We start from the raw sequence: 18597 nt of genomic DNA on the forward strand, positions 1-18597 counted from the left end.
TCCAATGATAGGGGATGTGTATGTGGAATTCTTCACAAAGTGGGCGTTTAAGAATAAAGCTGCTGTTTCGTTAGTAACTGTTTTTATTCTATTAATTGGGATGTTCAGCTATTTCAAATTGCCTATGGAATTTTTACCTTCGGCTGATAATCCACAAGTGACGATTGTCACAATGGGTCAGGGGACGGATGCAAAAACAATGGAAACGACCGTAACAGATCCGATTGAAAGGGCTGTTACAGGATTAAAAGGAAAGACCTCTGTCTATTCTGTGACGGGGGACGGCTTTTCAAAAGTTGATTTATTCTTTGAAGCAGGATCGGATATGAAACAAGCAAAGCTGGATGTCCAAGAAGCTTTAGGGAATGTAGCTCTGCCTCAACAGATGTCAAAGCCTACAGTTACCCAGCTTAATACATCGATGATTCCAATTTCATTTATCGCTGTAACATTTAAAGATGGATTAACAGCGGAAAACTTAGATTTTGTTCAGGAGGAGCTCGAGCCTTTATATAAAGATATTAAAGGAGTTTCCGATGTTCAAACATTTGGTGCTGCGGAGTCCGTTCTTTCCGTTAAAGTGAACAATAAACAATTAGCGAAAAAGAACGTATCGATTGAACAGATTATGGGAGTTCTGAACGGGCAAAATACGGCTCTAGCTGTTGGAGAAAACGTCATTGACGGGAAGACAAGTAATATTAAAGTAATTGGAGATGTAACAAGCGTTGCCAAGCTAAAAGCACTAAGGGTCAAACCAAGGGTTACGCTCGGTCAAGTGGCGAAGGTTGAAGAAGTAAAAAACGACAATCTTATTAGTCGATTTAATGGAGAAGACAGCATTGATATGAGCATTGTTAAGGACAGTCAGTCAAATGCTGTAACCATTAGCCGTGAAGTAGAAAAGATCACAAAAGAAATTAATGACAAGTATCCTGATCAGCAATCGACGATTTATCTATCTACAGCTGATATGGTAGAAACGTCTGTTCAGACGATGGTGAAAGAAGTATTGCTTGGTGCATTGTTTGCTACGATTGTGATTATGGTCTTTTTACGAAATGTACGCTCAACTTTTATTACAATCGTTTCGATTCCGCTGTCCCTTGGTTTAACCCTCTTCTTGTTATCCTTATCGGGTGTAACCTTAAATATTTTAACACTGGGCGGTGTCGCTGTAGCAATTGGTCGCTTAGTGGATGATAGCATTGTTGTGATTGAGAATATTTTCCGAAAAATGCAACAGGAGAAGTTTTCGCTTCAATTAGTGATGGATGCTACGAAAGAAGTAGGTGTGGCGATTACAGCTTCCACTCTTACAACTGTCGCTGTTTTCTTGCCGGTTGCTTTATTGAATGGAGGGCTTCAAGAGTTCCTGCTGCCTTTTGCTTTAACGGTTACGTATTCTTTACTTGCTTCGTTACTTGTCGCGTTAACGGTTGTTCCGCTTATGAGTGCAGGACTGCTAAGGAAAACGAAGCTTCCTAAACACCGACCGGCCAAGCGTTTTACAAAGGTTGTGACGTGGTCATTGAATCATAAATGGGTTGTCCTTCTGATTTCCTTCTTATTGTTTATCAGTTCTATTGCTACATACTTTGCGATGCCTAAAGGAGCTGTGGACAATTCGACAGCTGATTATGTGTCAGCGACGCTCGCTTATCCAAGTGATCAGCCATTTGATGAAGTAAAAGATAAAGCGATTGAACTCGAAGAAACGATTCAAGATATGAATGAAGTCGATGATGTGTTTATGCAATTAGGAGTCTCTGCTGAAGCCGCTCAATATGGTGCGGTGACATCACCTACAGAAGCGACTTTTGGTATTTTAGTAAAAGATAAAGAGCAGATTGATACAATCTTAGAAAAAATCGAGCAGCAAAAAGAGCATTATCCTGATGCGAAGCTTGAAGCGAGTGCCGCTTCCTTTATGATGGGAGCAGGACAAACGAATATTACGATTGATGTAATCGGGAATAATGTGGAAGAGCTCGAAGGAACAGCTAATCAAATTAAAGATCAAATTCAAGATATTGAAGGTGTAGAAGAAGTTACAACGAATCAAGATGAAAAGAAAACCATCTACTCATTCAAGGTCAATTCATCTAGAGGAAATACAGAGCAAATTGCTCAACAACTCGGTGTAATGCTGAATAGAACGCCTATCGGCCATATTACGCTAGAGGAACAGTTAACACCTGTGTACCTTGAACCAATCTTAAATCCGAAAACACCAGAGGATTTAAAGGATATTCCGGTTATGACAGCGTCTGGTTTAGTACCTGTATCAAAAGTTGCTTCATTAAAGAGTGAAGAAAGTACAACGAATCTGTTTCATAAAGACGGTGAAACATATCTTCAAGTAACAGCAACAGTTGATCCAGCTAAACTCTCTGATATTGCAAGCAAAGTAAATCTTGAGATATTTGGAGATAAAGAGAATAAAGGTCTCGATATTCCGAAAGATGTAGAGGTGTATGTTGGGGGAGCAAGCGTACAGCAAGCCGATGATTTTACTGATTTGTTTGTTACGATGTTCATTTCGATTGGTATTGTTTTTCTGATTATGGTAATTACATTTAAGTCCATGAGAGCGCCGATTGCGATTCTATTTTCATTGCCGTTCGCTGCGATTGGTGCCGTCTTAGGGCTGTTAATTAGCCGTATTCCGGTCGATATGACAGCACTTTTAGGGGCGCTTATGTTAATTGGTATTGTCGTGACAAATGCAATTGTCTTGTTAGACCGAGTGAAACAAAATGAACAACATATGATTATTCGTGATGCGATTGTTGAAGCGTCAGCAACAAGATTCCGTCCAATTGTGATGACAGCTGTAGCCACGATTTGTGCGATGCTACCTCTTTTATACAAAAAAGCGGAAACAGGAAGCTTAGTTTCCCAAAGCTTAGCCATCGTTGTTATTGGCGGTTTAGCTGTTTCTACATTGCTCACGCTCATTGTTATCCCATGTATATATGAATTGTTGTATTTTAAAAAGTCGAAAAAACAAAGAAGGAAAGCGAAAGTCTTTGCTGAAGAACGTGTTGATATGTAAAGCAGGTAAAAAAGTTTGTAGAGAAATTTGTCTCTACAAACTTTTTTTATAGAATTATAAAGTGAAACTTCCATAACTTGAGGTGGGGGTCTTACTGCCCGTTAAGTGTGGGACAAAATGTTAAGAGTTTCTAAAGTTTTTAAAGTTATAGTGACGAAATTTTCTTTTTATTCGATAATATAGAGAAATAAAAGTTATACATAGAAGAAGGAGCGTATATGGAAGAGACGGTGAAGCGTTCTAACAAGAAAAGAACGAAAAAATTTAGAAAACTTAAGCTTTTTGTATTAGTTATATTACTGATTCCTTTAGGACTGCTTGGTTATGGGTATTTTCAGTATTATGATGCGAAAACAAAAGCGGAAAGTGCACTCGGTTCTGCTCATAAAAAAGAAGAAATAGAATTTAATGGCGAGAAACATGAACAAGATAAAGTTCATATTTTATTAATCGGAGTGGATAAAAGAAAAGGACAAGTGCAATCCAATTCGGATACGATTATGATTGCTCAGTTTGATCCGAAAAATCAAAAAGTTAAACTAGCTACATTAATGAGAGACATGTATGTTCCAATTCCAGGTTATAGCGATTCCTATAAAATCAATGCAGCTAATTTCTTAGGCGGTCCTGAGTTAGTTAGAAAAACGATCAAAGAAAACTTTGGAATTGATACAGAGTATTTTGTGATGGTTGATTTTAAGGGATTTGAAACGATTATCGATACATTAAACCCCGATGGCATAGAGATTGATGTAGAAAAGTCCATGAGTAAGGGGATTGGAGTTAGTTTAGTCGAAGGAACACAGAAATTAAATGGAAAAGAACTGCTTGGATATGCTCGTTATAGACAGGATAGCGAATCAGATTTTGGCAGAACGAGACGTCAGCAACAAGTGATAAAAGTATTATTGGATGAAGTCGTGAGTACAAACGGAATCTCAAATGCTCCAAGATTACTAGGGGCCGTCCAACCGTATATTTCTACTAATATCAGCAGTGTGGATAGCTTAAGTTTAATTAAAGAAGTGTTATCTAACCGGCCTGAATCTGTAGACACTTTAACGATTCCAGTTCAGGGTTCGTACACCGATGAACGAGTTGAGGGGAAAAATGGCGGTCATAGTCAGCTTGTGCTGCAAATCGATGAAGCAGTCAATCGTCAAGCGCTGCATGATTTTCTGCTGAATGAATCAGATGATAAGGTCGCTCAATCTCACTAATTATAGCGTGTGAATTGGAAATCATATATTTGTTTGGTAATATTTATTTTGAAGCAGTTAGTTTTACATCTTCATTATGTTTATCCGACATTTAACGGGCAGTAAGCCTCCCGCCTCAAATTTATGGGGGGACAAGGAAGATAGGTAAGCTTTCACCAATCAGGTTTGTATGGTTACTTTATAAGGAGTGTTGAAAAATGGATGTTATTACAGCGATTAAAACAAGAAGAAGTATCGGGGTTGTGAAGCCAGATCCAGTACCAAAAGAATTAATTGAAGCTATTTTAGAAGCAGGAACATGGGCCCCTTGTCATCATCGAACAGAACCGTGGCGTTTTTTCGTTTTAACAGGTGATGGTCGAAATCGTTTAGGAAACCTTTTCGCTCAAATGACACAAGCAAAAATGGAGGAACCTCTGAGTGAGGAAGACCAAAAAAGATTAGAACGTGAGAAAAATAAGCCGTTACGAGCACCTGTGATTATTACAGTAGCGGTCGAACCTTCAGATCAGAGTAAAGTGCTTCTTCAAGAGGAATTTGCTGCGGTGCATGCGGCTGTGCAAAATATGCTGCTAACTGCACACTCTTTAGGATTAGGAGCGGTTTGGAGAACAGGCGATATTTGTTATGCACCGGAAGTGAAGGAGTTTTTTGGACTTACAGGAAAATCAGAAGTCGTTGGCTTTCTGTATATTGGCTATTCCGATATACAGAAGGAATTAAAAGGGAAGAGAAAGCACTTTTCTGAAGTGACACAGTGGATGGATTGAATGACGGGAGAAACCTAAACGTGAAATAGGCGTTTAGGTTTTTCTGTTCTATTTTCACGAGAGAATTATTTCAATATTTCAATATTTCAATATTAATGGACACTTGTTATAATAGATGAAACGTATGATAAAGGAGTAGAGTTTAGAATGACGAGTAATAGTGTAGAAAGTAAAGGATACTTTGGAGAGTTTGGCGGCAGCTATATACCAGAAAATCTTCAAAAAGTAATGGATGTAATAGAAGAACAATTTTTGAAATATAAGGATGACCCACAGTTTTTGGCTGAATATCAATATTATTTAAAAGAATATATCGGTCGTGAAAATCCATTAACATATGCGAAAAACTTAACCGAACAAATTGGCGGGGCGAAAATCTATTTAAAACGTGAAGATTTAAATCATACAGGTGCTCATAAGATTAATAATGCAATCGGCCAAATTTTATTAGCGAAAAAGATGGGAGCTAAACGTGTGATCGCTGAGACAGGTGCAGGTCAACACGGAGTGGCTACCGCTACCGCTTGTGCGATGTTTGGCTTGGAATGTGTCATTTATATGGGAAAAGTCGATACGGAACGACAAGCACTAAATGTATTTCGAATGGAATTACTAGGTGCTAAAGTTGTAGCAGTCGATAAGGGACAAGGTCGCTTGAAAGAAGCGGTCGATGAAGCGTTAAATGATTTAGTTCAAAACTACGAAAATACGTTTTATTTATTAGGATCAGCTGTAGGACCTCATCCATATCCAACGATGGTGAAGCATTTCCAAGCAGTCATTAGTGAAGAGTCTAAACGTCAAATTCTTGAAAAAGAAGGAAAGCTACCGACAGCTATCGTAGCATGTGCAGGCGGAGGAAGCAATGCCATTGGTTCATTCGCTCATTATATTGATGAACCAAACGTTCGTTTAATCGGTTGTGAACCAGCAGAAGCACCAAGTATTTCAGAAGGTGTTCCAGCGGTTATACATGGTTTTAAATGTTTAACGTTGTTAGATGAAGAAGGAAATCCGAAGCCTACTTTCTCGATTGCAGCAGGATTAGATTATCCGGGTGTAGGTCCAGAACATAGTTATTTAAAAGTAAGCGGTCGAGGGAATATGTAACGGTTACAGGGCAGGAAGCATTAGATGCATTCCAGCTTCTTTCTAAAACGGAGGGAATTATTCCAGCGTTAGAAAGTTCTCATGCTATTGCTCATGCGATTAAATTAGCGAAAGAATTGTCAAGTGATGATGTGATTGTCGTAACGTTATCAGGTCGTGGTGATAAAGACGTGGAGCAAGTATTCCGCATGCTGCAAAAGTAAGGGAAATACGAGATAAGACTCTTGCCATATCGGTGAGAGTCTTATTTTTTTAGAAAGCGCTGTTTCCCATAAAATAAGACAAAATTCAACAGTGTCGTATCACCTAGTCTTTTTTCTATAGTTCAACAGGAAATAAATGGCGTATTATTTTGTTTGTAATGTTATTGTAATATTAGATCTATTTAATGGTAATTGAGGGTTTTTAGTTCGTTTTCATCGTTAACTTAGGCTTATGTTTGTATAGGTTTTGTCATAATATAGGATTTTCTAGCTACCTAAGACGAAGAAATAAGTCGAAAAATAGGATTTTATGTTTAAAATGAAATGTAAATGTAATATGAATAACACGACTTTGATAAATTATGATGTTATACTTCAATGTAGGAAAAAGTTATTTTATTATGTATATTAATCCATTACAAACTTACATATGAGACTAATACATTAAGAACATATAAAAATTTCTAGGCTATTTATAATAAATAAGATTCATAGAACGCCAAGGATCTGTTACTAGATAGCTAGGGAAGAAAGCAGGGGAACAATTTTGAAGAAGAAATTTATCGCATTAAATACATCTATTATGATTGGACTAGGAAGTTTATTTTCAATTCCAGCAGTACAAGCAGAAAGCATTTCAAATATTGAGTCTAAACGTACGGGGATTCAAGAAGAAATTGCTGAAGCACAGAAACTTATTAAAGAATTAAATGCAGAGCAAGCAAAGCTAACAAAACAAATTGAACAAGTTGAACAAGCTATTAAAGAAAACAACGCAAAGATTACAAAAACGAAAGAGCAAATTAAAGAAACACAAGCAGACGTAGATGCGCTGAAAAAATCGATTGCAGCATTGGAAGAACGAATTGCAAATCGTGAAGAAGTTCTTAAAGAACGTGCTCTTTCATTCCAAGAAAGCGGCGGCGATGTCAATTATGTGGAAGTATTATTTGGGGCAACAGACTTCAGTGATTTCGTAGGCCGTGTTCAAGCGGTAGCGACAATGGCTCAAGCAGACCGTGATATTTTAGCTCAACAAGAAGCGGATAAAGCTGAATTAGAAGAGAAGAAAGCAGCAGTTGAGAAGAAATTATCTAACTTAAAAAGCATGAAGGTTGAGTTAGAAGGAATGCAGGTTCAAATTGAATCTCAGAAGAAACAAAGTGAAGGAGCCATGGCGAAGTTAGAGGCAAAAGAAGCAACAACGAAACAGCTTCAAGAAAGCCTAGAGAAAAAGGATGCTAATCTTGCATCGCAAATTGCTTCTATTCTTGAAGAAAGAAGACAAGAAGCAAAACGTAAAGCAGCAGAAGAACAAACTTTACAACAAGCAGCAAGAGAAGCGCAACAATCAACACAATCATCAACATCTAACAATAGCTCTTCAACATCATCGGCAAACAGTAAATCTGATACGTCTGATAAATCGAAATCAACTGAATCAGCTGAACCAAAAGCTGCTGCACCTAAACCAAGCAGTGCTAACACAGGTTCAGCGATTACAGCAGGATACAAGTATATTGGGAACTCTACTTATAAATTTGGCGGCGGTAGAACGGCATCAGATATTGCGAACGGTTTATTCGATTGTTCTGCTTTCGTATCTTGGGCATATCGTCAAGCTGGTGTGAGCCTTCCAGCACATACAGATGCTTTAGCGGCGTCTGGAACAAAAATTTCAGCAAGCCAAATGCAACCTGGAGATTTAGTATTCTTTGATACGTATAAAAGAAATGGACATGTTGGTATTTATGTAGGCGGCGGTAAATTCATCGGTTCTCAAAGCTCTACAGGTGTAGCTATTGCGAATATGAGCAGCGGTTACTGGGCTGACACATTCAAGGGATATGTTGTACGTGTAAACTAATAAGTATAGAGGGAATAAGCAGAGGGGACATTCTCTGCTTATTTTTCTATGAAATGCTATTTTGGTAATATTTTCAACAAAACTATTTTTGAAAAAATAAAAGAAAAAAATGAAACTTATTTTGTTCTATATCGTAAATACTATAAAGTATAAGATGAAAGGTGCTGGGAAAATTCGTATAGGACAATAAGGTACATTTACTAAAAAATGAAACATATATCAAGGAGGAACTTACTTACATGAAAAAATTATTGGCAGCTGTATTAACTGCAATTCTGGTGTTAGCACCTGTTGGAAGCTTTGTATTCCAAGAGAGCGCAACAACGGTTGATGCGAAATCTTACAAATCAGGAAAGAAAAGCTTTAATACTAATAGAAACAGCAATATCCAAAATAATAATATAAACAAATCTGATACGACAACAACGAATAAAGCAAAGACGAACACTACTAATAAAGGCGGCTTTATGTCTGGCGGACTTATGAAAGGTCTTATGTTAGGTGGACTTGCTGGATTATTATTTGGCAGCCTATTTGCGAATATGGGTGTATTAGGATCAATTCTTGGCTTCTTAATTAATGTAATTGCAATCGTAGCTATCATTGTCATCATTCGTAAAATCTTCGTTTACTTCAAGGATAAAAAGAAAAAAGAGGATACTAATCCGTGGAGAAATTAATTATTCCAGAACAAGATATTATTAATGCACTATGTGTGTATATTTCTCGTAAAAAACAAATTCAACCTCAAGATGTTGAAGTAGAATTGATGTATGATGATGAGTATGGATTTTCTGCTGAAGTGTATTGGGAAGGGCGCAAGCAAGTTCTAATTACAGTGAACTTAATCGAAGCACTTCGTTTATGGCTTGATGAATTTTTAAACCGAGATCCTTATGCCGGAATTGAGTTAGTGCTTAATGATGAAGAAGGAATTATAGCTGTTATTAACTGAAGAAAAGGATGTACCTATTTTGATGGGTGCATCCTTTTTGTTTACATACCTCATTCTAATGGAGGAAATTAGGAATGATGGAAAAGTCTTAAAAGTGAATTGACAAATTTATCTTGCTGTATTATATTTAATTCATAGTTTTTTAATATGTTTAATGTGATAACTATGGAAATTGTTGTACTATTTTGATAAATTGATAATGTCTATAAGTGAAACAGCAGAATACAAGAAGCAGGTGTGAATTCATGATTATAGGGGGGGCTTCGTATGAGCAAGTTAGAAGAGCAGCAATTACAATATATTTTATCCAGTTTGCAAAATATCCAGTATGGTTCAGTAGTTATTACGGTACATAACGGCGAAATCACACAGGTCGATACAACGGAAAAGAAGCGGTTTCCACTTTTAAAAAGTCATACTGCCAAAGCGAAATAGAATAAATCAATGGGAAACTAAAGCATCACAAAGTATAGGGTGGTGCTTTTATTTATTTTTCATATTGCTATATATAATACGGTTAATTATTCAACAAGTTCTCCATATCTTGAACCGCTATGAATGGATAGGTCTATAAGTTCTCACTCTTTCCGTGATAGAATAAGGAGAAGAGGTGAGTAGGGGTTCACCTCGATAATGGGAAAAAAGGGGGATTTGTATGACTTTACAATCAATTGAACCAAAAATTTTAGAGCTTATTGAAACATTTGATGGGCGAATCGCGTACAAAATTGAAAACGATCGCGGAGAGTCTATTTCTTATCACGAACATGAAGCGTTTCAATCCGCAAGCTTAATTAAAATCCCGATGATTATTGAAGGGTATCGTCAAGCTGAGAACCAAGATATTTATTTAAATCAGCCGTTAACGATTCCACGCAATGAGGTCACTCGCGGGTCTGGTGTACTCCATACTTTGTCAGATAAGGTATTTTTAACAGTTGAAGATTTATTAACGCTCATGATTACGATTTCGGATAACACCTCTACGAATATGATGATGACGTTGCTTACTTTTGAAAAGATTAATCAATGTATTCAAGAGCTAGGATTGGAAAATACCGTTCTAGAACGAAGAATGTTTGATTTTAAGGCGTTAAAGGAAGGGCGCGACAATACGATGTCAGCCGCTGATACTGTACTTTGTTTAAAGGCGATACATACGGGTAATTTTTTAACAAAAGCCAGTCAAGAAAGGATTCTAGACATCTTTGAACAGCAGCAATTTAAGGAACGTCTTCCTGCTATGATGGGAAAAGGTGTGAAAGTTGGGAATAAAACTGGCAGCCTTCGTGGAGTCATGCATGATGCGGCTATTATTCGCTCTGAAACAGAAACGGTTTACGCGTCTGTTTTAACGGAAGATATGGCGTCAGAAGAGGAAAGCCGTCAGATTATTAGTAAGATTGGTAAATTGATTTATGATGAGATGGTAAGTTCTTAACTTTATATTGGAATGAAGAGAGACCGTCCTAAGATTTAAACTTAGGACGGTCTTAAAAATAATAGAAAGAGTGAAAGGATGAGAAAGAAGATTACAGTTAGTGTTTTAAGTATAGTCGGATTAGGGGTTTTGTATGTGGCTTTTTTGCAGCTGAAAATCTATCAACATAGTCATCAAGAAATTCCGAAAAATGTCGATTATGTAATTGTGCTTGGAGCGAGGGTAAAAGGAACGGTACCGTCATTGTCCTTACAATACCGAATTGATGCGGCTGCTGCTTACTTATTAGAAAACAAAAAGACGATTGCGATTGTTTCTGGTGGGCAAGGTGAAGGGGAAGACATTTCTGAAGCGGAAGCGATGCGACGAGAACTTGTTAGAAAAGGCGTGGAGGAATCAAGAATTATTTTAGAAGACCAGTCGACTTCTACTTATGAAAATATTACTTTTTCAAAGAAATTGATTCCAAGCGGAAGTGAAACAGGTCTCATTGTCTCGAATGACTTTCATTTGTATCGCGCGAGTATGATAGCAAAAAGAGAAGAGTTACAGGTCACGGGAATACCGGCAAAAACACCTGAAATAGTTCTTGTAAAATCGTATGTGAGAGAATATTTAGCGATTACGAAATACTATATAACGAGAATATGATGAAGGAGAATGGCTGATGTTTTTAAAGAAAATCACTATGCTTCAAGAGAAAGTGGATGGGGATCAGTATCCATTTTCAATTCCAGCGATTCAGTCATTATCTGAATTAGAAATCAAGAAGCCGGTCACTTTTTTTGTTGGCGAGAATGGCTCGGGAAAATCCACTTTATTAGAAGCAATTGCGGTTAACGCTGGTTTTCATGCTGCTGGCGGCGGACGGAATAATACATACGATGTACACGCAGCACAAGCTGACTTGCGAGATTATATTCGGCTTTCGTGGCTGCCGAAAATCACGAATGGCTTTTTCCTGCGAGCGGAATCATTCTACCAATTTGCTTCTCATATTGATGAATTAGCAAAGGAGCATTCTAGTATTTATCAGAGCTACGGGGGACAATCTTTGCATAAGCAATCACATGGCGAATCGTTTCTATCTTTATTTACAAATCGATTTAATGAAAATGCGATTTATTTTTTAGATGAACCAGAGGCGGCATTATCACCAGCAAGACAGCTAGCTCTTCTTCGCGTTATGCACGATTTAATGACGAAAGGGAATGTTCAATTTATTATTGCCACGCATTCTCCTATTTTACTCGGCTATCCGGATGCGCAAATTCTGAGCTTTGATCATGGGAAAATTAAAGAAGTAGATTATGAGAGTACGGAGCATTATCAGATAACGAAGTATTTTTTACAGCATCGGGAGAAAATGCTGATGGAGCTGTTTATGGAGGAAGATTAAAAAAGAGCTTGCAGAATTGATTCGCAACATATTTGTGTAGAACAAGAGGGGGAATTTACATGGTAAAAATTCGTAAGGCTTTCAGTGATGAAGTAGAAATGATTCGACAGCAAAGAATAGAGGCATATGAAGAACATGCACAGAGCATCCCAGAAGGACATTGGGAGGCTCTAAAGAAATCTATCGCGTCAAATGCCGATGAACAGAAGGATGTTGAACTTCTAGTTGCTGAATTAGATGGGGCAGTGGTAGGCAGTGTTGCTCTGTTTCCTGCGAAATCAGATGCCTATAAAGGACTTGTTGATATGTTAGATTACCCTGAAATAAGAATGCTGGCAGTCACACCACAGTCAAGAGGAAGAGGTGTTGCTGAGGCATTAATAAAAGAATGTATTCGTCGAACAAAAGCAAAAGGCTTACAGTTCATCGGTTTACATACGGCAGACTTTATGAAATCTGCTATGCGATTGTATGAACGTATGGGCTTTGTACGAATGCCGCAATTTGACTTTCAACCCGCTGATGACGGAATTATTGTAAAGGCATATCGATTATCTATTGAATGAAGAATATGGCAAAAGAAACAGCCCCATGTTTCCTAGTATATAGAAACATGGGGCTGATGAATTTAATGATATGTTTAATGTTAAAACGCCCAATCTCCATTACGGAAGACAGGTTCAGCGGTGCCGTCAGCTAGAATGCCATCGATGTTGGCTGAAAACGTTGATATATAAGGGTTTTGTGATTTTTGAATAGAAGGATAAAAATGGATAAACGCTAGAGAAACTGCTTTTTTGTAACCATATGTGACCATTTTTGTGACCACTGCGTGACCAAAGAAAATACAGTTATAATTAGCCTAAACAGTTAATAAAGTTCCCTTACAATGAGTCTCCCTGAATTAGGAAGGGAGATTTATTTGTATTTATAGCTAATAGGAGAGAAGAAAATTGAACAGTACACTTTTGATTTTCAAAAGGAACACTCACTATAAAATGGGTGTGTTTCTTTATGGGCGGGTGCTTATGACCATTTCAAGGGAAAGGTGATTCAGTAAAGCTAGTAGCACTGTAATCCCCGTAATCTAACCTTGTTTTATCATTAGAGTTTTATTCGCTTGCAGTTGTTACTCAATATTCCCACTCCCACTCTGATAACAATTTAAAAATGAAATAATAGTATGCCCCTTTTTCCTAACGTGGTAGGGCTACTATTATGCAAACCAGACTTATTGTAAAACCCTTTTTCTTTGAAAAAGGGTTTTTGAGCGGATATATAAGTATTATCTTTTTATATCCTCCCAAAAAACTATAAAAAGCTGGAAATAACTTTCTCAAATACTCAAGCAACAAGCATTTTTTGTAATTCATATTTTTCATTTACTGATTTTCTTCTAATTTATTCCATGTGATTTACTCTCTTTTTTTATTTCTCTTCTTCCATCGCTTTAATAAATTTTTTATTCATTATTTTTTTGTAATCTTTATCGACTGTTGAAAGTATTAATTGCATTTCTGAATAATCTAATTTAGAAAAATTGTTTTCAAAAAGCGAAAAGAGAAAGTCAGACTTTTCTTCACTTTGAAATAGCTCTATAAAATTACTAATAATAATATCTGCCCGTGAATAATCAAATTGACCAAGAGTTTCTAATTGTTTATCAGCTAATTGTAGAAATAACTGCTTTTTTCTTTCGACTTCTTCAAACTTTTTACTGTAATAATTAGAATTGATTTTCAATGAAAGTTCTTTATCTAGCTGTATACCTAATTCTAAATCAGCCTGCTTTTCTTCCTTTGACCTAATATCATAATAATTGAGCATTTTTTTTGCATCTTCTTCAGTAAGACCCAGTTCCATTAATATCTGTAGACAAGTTGAATAAGAAGGGTTTTTTATTATGTTCCTTTCTAACTGAGAAACGTAAGTTACGGCTTTTCCAACCTTTTGTGATAAAACCTTAGATGGAATACCTACATGTTTTCTTAAACTTTTTAATTCCTCGCCAAAACTAGTTATCTTCATCTTGCACACTCCAATTGTGTTATTTATTAATATTGTAGCATATAAGTAGTATTATTTCAATTTTATGTAGCATATAAACTTTACTTTATGCTACTTTCATGCTACAATGTATTTATAAGCCGACAGAAAGGAGGTGAAGGAACATGAGTAGCTTAAGTTTTTTATAGCATGTATAGAAATTAATATTGAAATAAAGAAAGCTTATCATGTTGACATGGTTAGGGAAAATTGGTGAATATGCTTATTTTGAAAAGATACTAGAGAATCGTAGTAATGTGATATAGGGACTTTTTAGAATTACTTAAAAAGCACAAAATAAAAAACAAAGGATAGAGGAGAAAATTTGAAATTAATGTTGGATACAATTGAATATCGAAGCAAACCAGTGGGTAAAAGGGCAGGGAGTATAAGCAATAGAATAATTAAAAACCCTGTAGATATTAGTATAGAAGAATTGGCTAAGAACCTTGTTAAAGGTAAAACTTTTATACCTGCTTATTTTAGGGAAAAGGAAGGGATAATAAAAAGGAATAAAGAATATTGGCATTCTCAAGAAATTATAGCATTGGACTTTGATGATGGAATGACCTTGGATGAAGCAGTCAAAGAATTTTCAAATACAGCCTGTTTTATATATACTACATTCTCTCATACAGAAGAAAAACATAAATTTAGAGTGGTCTTTATGCTAGACAGAATAATACATAAGATTGAAGAGTTTGATGAAATTATTAGTGGTCTGATAACTAAATATCCACAAGCAGATAAGCACTGTACAGACTGTACTAGATTATTCTATGGGGGAAAGGAAATAATTCTACTGAACTATAATAATAGATTAGTGGTAAACGATTATGTGAAAAACAATCCCAATGATTCTGGTGGGACAAAGAAGAATCTAGTAATATATCCTGCCAAAAACACCAAACAGATACAAACCAATGAATGCAAACAAGGCAAAGAAACAGCTGATAACATAGAATTAATACAACAAAGAAATATCAAGGAGTTGCGAGCGAAGATAAGAACCAAACCGAAGATTGTATACAATAATTTCGAGCTTTTCAATTACCTAAAACAACAGGATTTACGTGCATATTTAGGAATTCAACATAAACAAAATTTTCTAGACATTTTTCATGAAGAAAGTAATCCTAGTGCTTCAATATATCAATCCAATAAGGGTAATGAACACCAATTATATAAATGTTTTTCAACAAGTCACCCTTTTGTTGGAACGATTATCCAAGTAACTGAGCGTTTATTAGAATGCTCCATATTGGAAGTGAAAGCATTTCTAATGGAGTTATATCAAGTGGAAATAAAAGAGAGTGAGCAACAAAAAGAATTGAAGTTAGTCATTGATATATATAAGGAGCTTCTTCAATCTGATGATTTAGAAGAGTTGTATCCTAATTTTTATAAAGTGTTTAATAGGTATAATTATTTGCAAGACATGTATGTGTTGTTGGATTTGGTTAAAGAATATTTACCATCAGGTGAAGACCCAAGATTATTATTTTACCATTCATTAGATACCCTTTCTAAAAGATTCAATAAGAGTAAAAGTATTACGCATACCAGAATGAATTTTCTTACCTTTTTTGAATTGATTTCGAAATTAAATACTAACGAAATTCCAAAGGAACTTTATGATTCTCAGTTGAAATCAAAAAGAAAAAAAGGTCATAAGTATTTAAATTCTACCTACGAATTGAAAATTTATGGTTATGAATTTTTTAATAGAATTGATGACATGTGTGCATTGTGGATAGAAAAAGGGTGTACAACAAAAACAATGAATTACGAGGGGATTTTAAGGAATTTTGGAAGAGTTGAAGCCGATAGGGTTTTTCCTCAAGATAAGGGAAAAGTAATCCCATCACTCAATAAAGAGATTGTACATAGGATACATAAAACAACATTGGAGTTTATAGAATACTATGGATGGACAACAGAACAAGAGGTATTAGAAAATGTAACGCTGTATTTTAAAGGTCAAAAAACATTCAAACAAAACCAATTTAAAATCTGTTTTGGCGAATTACTAGATGGTTATGACCTCGAAAGAGTCAGGCTAACCAAAGAGTTGAAAGAAAAATTAAAAATAGAAGGTAAGGGTTACGGATTTATAATAAAACGTAGAGAATATATCGAAGAAATAATGATTGATACACCAGAAAGTTACGAAAACCATGGAATTTTCGATTAACCTTAGGTGAAGCTATATAACACAAACCCTAAAGTGGGAAAACATAATGTTAATCGAGTATTTCAAACGTGAAGGATTTACAGAAATCCAGCTTAATCTGAGCCTAGGAATTTAAGAGGCTTAAAGTGTATTTATTAATTTTAAAAAAATCAAAGAGGATTAGAGCGGATTTATTATCCTTTTTAGAATGTATATAGGAGTGTTAGTTATGGCAAAAAGAAAATATGACTTAACAGGTCAAAAAATTAAGATGTTTACAGTTTTAGAACTTAGTAATGAGAAAGATAAGAATGGAAAGAAGAAGTGGAAGTGTCAGTGTGAATGTGGAAATATCAGATACATATTAGCCCAAGATTTAATGAGTGAAAAGGGGCAAAAAAGTTGTGGTTGTACGAGTATTCAAAGAATAAGGGAGGCAAGGATGACTCATGGGATGTCTAAGACAAGATTATATGATATTTGGGTTGCTATGAAAAGCAGATGCACCAATCCTAATAACACTAACTATCACCATTATGGTGGTCGTGGTATCAAACTGTGTGATGAGTGGAAAAAATTTGAAAATTTCATGAAATGGGCTTTGGACAATGGTTATAAGGATGATTTATCAATAGATAGAATTGATGTCAATGGGAACTATGAATCTTCTAACTGTCAATGGGTTACTCAAAAAGTGCAGATGAATAATACAAGAAGAACAAAAAAACTAACTTACGATGGAGTAACTATGTCAATAAGCATGTGGGCAGAAGAGCTTGGAATATCCCAGCAAACTTTGACACGAAGAATTAACTCTGGATGGAGTATCGAAAATGCACTAACCACTCCTACAAGAAAGAATAAAGAGAAAAAGTTAAAGAGCAAATATCTAGGTTGGAAAAGTAACGAGATTATTAGATTTGAATTAGTGAATTTGAGAGGGTTAAAAAAGAAATCCTTTTACAGTGTATCAGGGAATAGAAGGAACAATGTATACTCCACCTACAAAATATAATTTTGTTTTTATAGTTGGATGTGATTTTGACCAATAAACAATTTCTATAAGCAGAACCCCCATTATAGTTGGGGGTTTTAGTGTATAAAAGAGAGGTTTTATTAAACCAATTATAAACAATACAAGGTTAGTCTAAAGATAGATATTAGAAATGTTATGACCACACACAACAACTTAAATGCTTTAGAACCTTCTAAACCGTGTTAATAACAAATTGTTTATATAGATTGAGGAGATGAATCTAAATGTGTGCTAAAAAAGTAAATGAAGACTTAATTGAAGATAAAAAGCAGGAAGTATTAAATTCTTTAAATAGCATTTTTTCAGTTACTTATGTAAGCGGAACTAATAATCAATATCAAACGAAATATGTTATTTCGAAGAGATTTAAAAGCACGTACAAAAAGATTCATGGAAAAGGTGCAGAAAGAAATAGAGATGTCAATTGGAAAGATGACCCTAGAGTATGGATTAATATTCATACAACATATAAAAAGGATGGTTCTGAAGGGTTACTAATACAAATTAAATGTAAATGTTTCGAATGGTTGGGTGGAAGGAGTAATAACAAAAAGAAATTTGCAGATAAATGGGGGTTTCCTACCAATAATAAGAATATAGAGTATAAAGTGTGCCATGGTAAAATATTAAACTTATGGGTTATGAACAAGGAGATATTAACTTTTAATCCATCGCAAGATTACTTCAGTTATTTTCTAGAAGAAGCTTACAAAGTATATGAGTTAAATAGCTTAGAATATAGAATAGAAAATTTAGATGATACTACACTCCTAATTGCGGAAACAAATAAGGATGTCCATTTACAAGAGGAGATGGAAGATTATCTTTATCAAAAAGAAGTGCAAGAATCAGTAGGATGGGGCAAAAGAGGAGAAATTGTTGATGTACCAGTAGAAAAACCATTAAGGAGTGATAAAACAACCTCTGAAACGTATAAGAGAAATGGGCAAATAGGTAAAATTGCGATAGTGTATGCTGATTTCCTTTGTGAGGTTGATGATAATCACAAAGACTTCACTTCTAACGTTACAGGTAGGAACTATGTTGAAGCACATCATCTAATACCTATGGAATATCAAGATAGTTTCGATTATAGCATTGATGTTGAAGCAAATATAGTAAGCTTATGTGTGTCCTGTCATAAGAAATTACATCATGCAATATTTGAAGAAAAAGAACATATCCTAAAACAACTTTATAATAATAGGAAAGCAAGACTAAAGAGATGTAGAATTAATATTACAGAGGAAATTTTATTAAATTATTATAAGTAATTAACCATGTGGTAAATAGCTTCTGGTTACTTTTCTAAAAGGGGA

16 protein-coding genes and 1 pseudogene are annotated in these 18597 nt (G+C 35.4%); 15 read left to right on the forward strand and 2 right to left on the reverse strand.

The features are described 5' to 3' along the window. Window positions 1–22 precede the first annotated feature (22 nt). The 12 genes and pseudogenes from BAOM_RS06390 (at window position 23) to BAOM_RS06445 (ending at window position 12589) form a co-directional block, all read left to right on the forward strand. Window positions 23–3058, forward strand: coding sequence for an efflux RND transporter permease subunit (locus BAOM_RS06390; protein WP_127759560.1), 3036 nt, complete (start codon window positions 23–25; stop codon window positions 3056–3058). A 218-nt stretch (window positions 3059–3276) separates the two neighbouring features. Further along, window positions 3277–4278, forward strand: coding sequence for an LCP family protein (locus BAOM_RS06395; RefSeq protein WP_127759561.1), 1002 nt, complete (start codon window positions 3277–3279; stop codon window positions 4276–4278). A 197-nt stretch (window positions 4279–4475) separates the two neighbouring features. Further along, complete coding sequence (locus BAOM_RS06400; protein ID WP_127759562.1) at window positions 4476–5048, forward strand: nitroreductase family protein; 573 nt, start codon at window positions 4476–4478, stop codon at window positions 5046–5048. 147 nt (window positions 5049–5195) lie between these two features. Beyond that, window positions 5196–6361, forward strand: a pseudogene (gene trpB / locus BAOM_RS06405) (tryptophan synthase subunit beta). Between the two features lie 547 nt (window positions 6362–6908). Next, window positions 6909–8228, forward strand: coding sequence for a C40 family peptidase (locus BAOM_RS06410; RefSeq protein WP_306821300.1), 1320 nt, complete (start codon window positions 6909–6911; stop codon window positions 8226–8228). Window positions 8229–8467: 239 nt separating this feature from the next. Further along, on the forward strand, window positions 8468–8908 hold the full coding sequence (locus BAOM_RS06415; RefSeq protein WP_127759563.1) for a preprotein translocase subunit Tim44: 441 nt from the start codon (window positions 8468–8470) through the stop codon (window positions 8906–8908). Continuing rightward, complete coding sequence (locus BAOM_RS06420; protein WP_127759564.1) at window positions 8896–9183, forward strand: YxcD family protein; 288 nt, start codon at window positions 8896–8898, stop codon at window positions 9181–9183. Before BAOM_RS06415 ends, BAOM_RS06420 begins: the two co-directional genes overlap by 13 nt. A gap of 267 nt (window positions 9184–9450) precedes the next feature. Continuing rightward, window positions 9451–9618 (forward strand): YezD family protein, encoded by a 168-nt coding sequence (locus tag BAOM_RS06425; RefSeq protein ID WP_127759565.1) that lies wholly within the window; start codon window positions 9451–9453, stop codon window positions 9616–9618. Between the two features lie 220 nt (window positions 9619–9838). Then, window positions 9839–10624, forward strand: a complete 786-nt coding sequence (locus BAOM_RS06430) for a serine hydrolase (protein ID WP_127759566.1) — start codon at window positions 9839–9841, stop codon at window positions 10622–10624. A gap of 78 nt (window positions 10625–10702) precedes the next feature. Further along, entirely contained in the window at window positions 10703–11275 is a 573-nt protein-coding gene (locus BAOM_RS06435; protein WP_127759567.1) for a YdcF family protein, read from the forward strand. Between the two features lie 16 nt (window positions 11276–11291). Then, the gene (locus BAOM_RS06440) at window positions 11292–12023 is read left to right on the forward strand and encodes an AAA family ATPase (RefSeq protein ID WP_127759568.1); all 732 of its coding nucleotides are present in this window, start codon (window positions 11292–11294) and stop codon (window positions 12021–12023) included. Between the two features lie 59 nt (window positions 12024–12082). Further along, complete coding sequence (locus BAOM_RS06445) at window positions 12083–12589, forward strand: GNAT family N-acetyltransferase (protein WP_127759569.1); 507 nt, start codon at window positions 12083–12085, stop codon at window positions 12587–12589. 80 nt (window positions 12590–12669) lie between these two features. Here the strand turns inward: BAOM_RS06445 and BAOM_RS24705 are convergent, their stop codons facing one another. After that, a complete protein-coding gene (locus BAOM_RS24705) occupies window positions 12670–12840 on the reverse strand; it encodes a hypothetical protein (RefSeq protein WP_180319823.1) in 171 nt (56 codons plus the stop codon). Window positions 12841–13451: 611 nt separating this feature from the next. Beyond that, window positions 13452–14051, reverse strand: coding sequence for a helix-turn-helix domain-containing protein (locus tag BAOM_RS06450; RefSeq protein ID WP_127759570.1), 600 nt, complete (start codon window positions 14049–14051; stop codon window positions 13452–13454). Between the two features lie 343 nt (window positions 14052–14394). Here BAOM_RS06450 and BAOM_RS06455 point away from each other — a divergent pair, with 343 nt between their 5' ends. The 3 genes from BAOM_RS06455 (at window position 14395) to BAOM_RS06465 (ending at window position 18552) form a co-directional block, all read left to right on the forward strand. Continuing rightward, window positions 14395–16263: a hypothetical protein gene (locus BAOM_RS06455; RefSeq protein WP_127759571.1), complete on the forward strand. Its 1869-nt coding sequence runs from the start codon at window positions 14395–14397 to the stop codon at window positions 16261–16263. A gap of 208 nt (window positions 16264–16471) precedes the next feature. Further along, on the forward strand, window positions 16472–17257 hold the full coding sequence (locus tag BAOM_RS06460; protein WP_127759572.1) for a hypothetical protein: 786 nt from the start codon (window positions 16472–16474) through the stop codon (window positions 17255–17257). Window positions 17258–17502: 245 nt separating this feature from the next. Continuing rightward, window positions 17503–18552 carry an HNH endonuclease gene (locus tag BAOM_RS06465; RefSeq protein WP_127759573.1) on the forward strand — a complete coding sequence of 350 codons (1050 nt, stop codon included), beginning with the start codon at window positions 17503–17505 and terminating at the stop codon, window positions 18550–18552. The last annotated feature ends 45 nt before the right edge of the window (window positions 18553–18597 follow it).

The organism is Peribacillus asahii, assembly GCF_004006295.1.
Taxonomy (GTDB): Bacteria; Bacillota; Bacilli; order Bacillales; family DSM-1321; genus Peribacillus; species Peribacillus asahii_A.

Coding starts and splice junctions, on each gene's coding strand:
- BAOM_RS06395 (WP_127759561.1), top strand. CDS start 3,277: ATGGAAGAGACGGTGAAGCGTTCTAACAAGAAAAGAACGAAAAAATTT.
- BAOM_RS06400 (WP_127759562.1), top strand. CDS start 4,476: ATGGATGTTATTACAGCGATTAAAACAAGAAGAAGTATCGGGGTTGTG.
- BAOM_RS06415 (WP_127759563.1), top strand. CDS start 8,468: ATGAAAAAATTATTGGCAGCTGTATTAACTGCAATTCTGGTGTTAGCA.
- BAOM_RS06425 (WP_127759565.1), top strand. CDS start 9,451: ATGAGCAAGTTAGAAGAGCAGCAATTACAATATATTTTATCCAGTTTG.
- BAOM_RS06430 (WP_127759566.1), top strand. CDS start 9,839: ATGACTTTACAATCAATTGAACCAAAAATTTTAGAGCTTATTGAAACA.
- BAOM_RS06435 (WP_127759567.1), top strand. CDS start 10,703: ATGAGAAAGAAGATTACAGTTAGTGTTTTAAGTATAGTCGGATTAGGG.
- BAOM_RS06440 (WP_127759568.1), top strand. CDS start 11,292: ATGTTTTTAAAGAAAATCACTATGCTTCAAGAGAAAGTGGATGGGGAT.
- BAOM_RS06445 (WP_127759569.1), top strand. CDS start 12,083: ATGGTAAAAATTCGTAAGGCTTTCAGTGATGAAGTAGAAATGATTCGA.
- BAOM_RS24705 (WP_180319823.1), bottom strand. CDS start 12,840: ATGGTCACATATGGTTACAAAAAAGCAGTTTCTCTAGCGTTTATCCAT.
- BAOM_RS06450 (WP_127759570.1), bottom strand. CDS start 14,051: ATGAAGATAACTAGTTTTGGCGAGGAATTAAAAAGTTTAAGAAAACAT.
- BAOM_RS06460 (WP_127759572.1), top strand. CDS start 16,472: ATGGCAAAAAGAAAATATGACTTAACAGGTCAAAAAATTAAGATGTTT.
- BAOM_RS06465 (WP_127759573.1), top strand. CDS start 17,503: ATGTGTGCTAAAAAAGTAAATGAAGACTTAATTGAAGATAAAAAGCAG.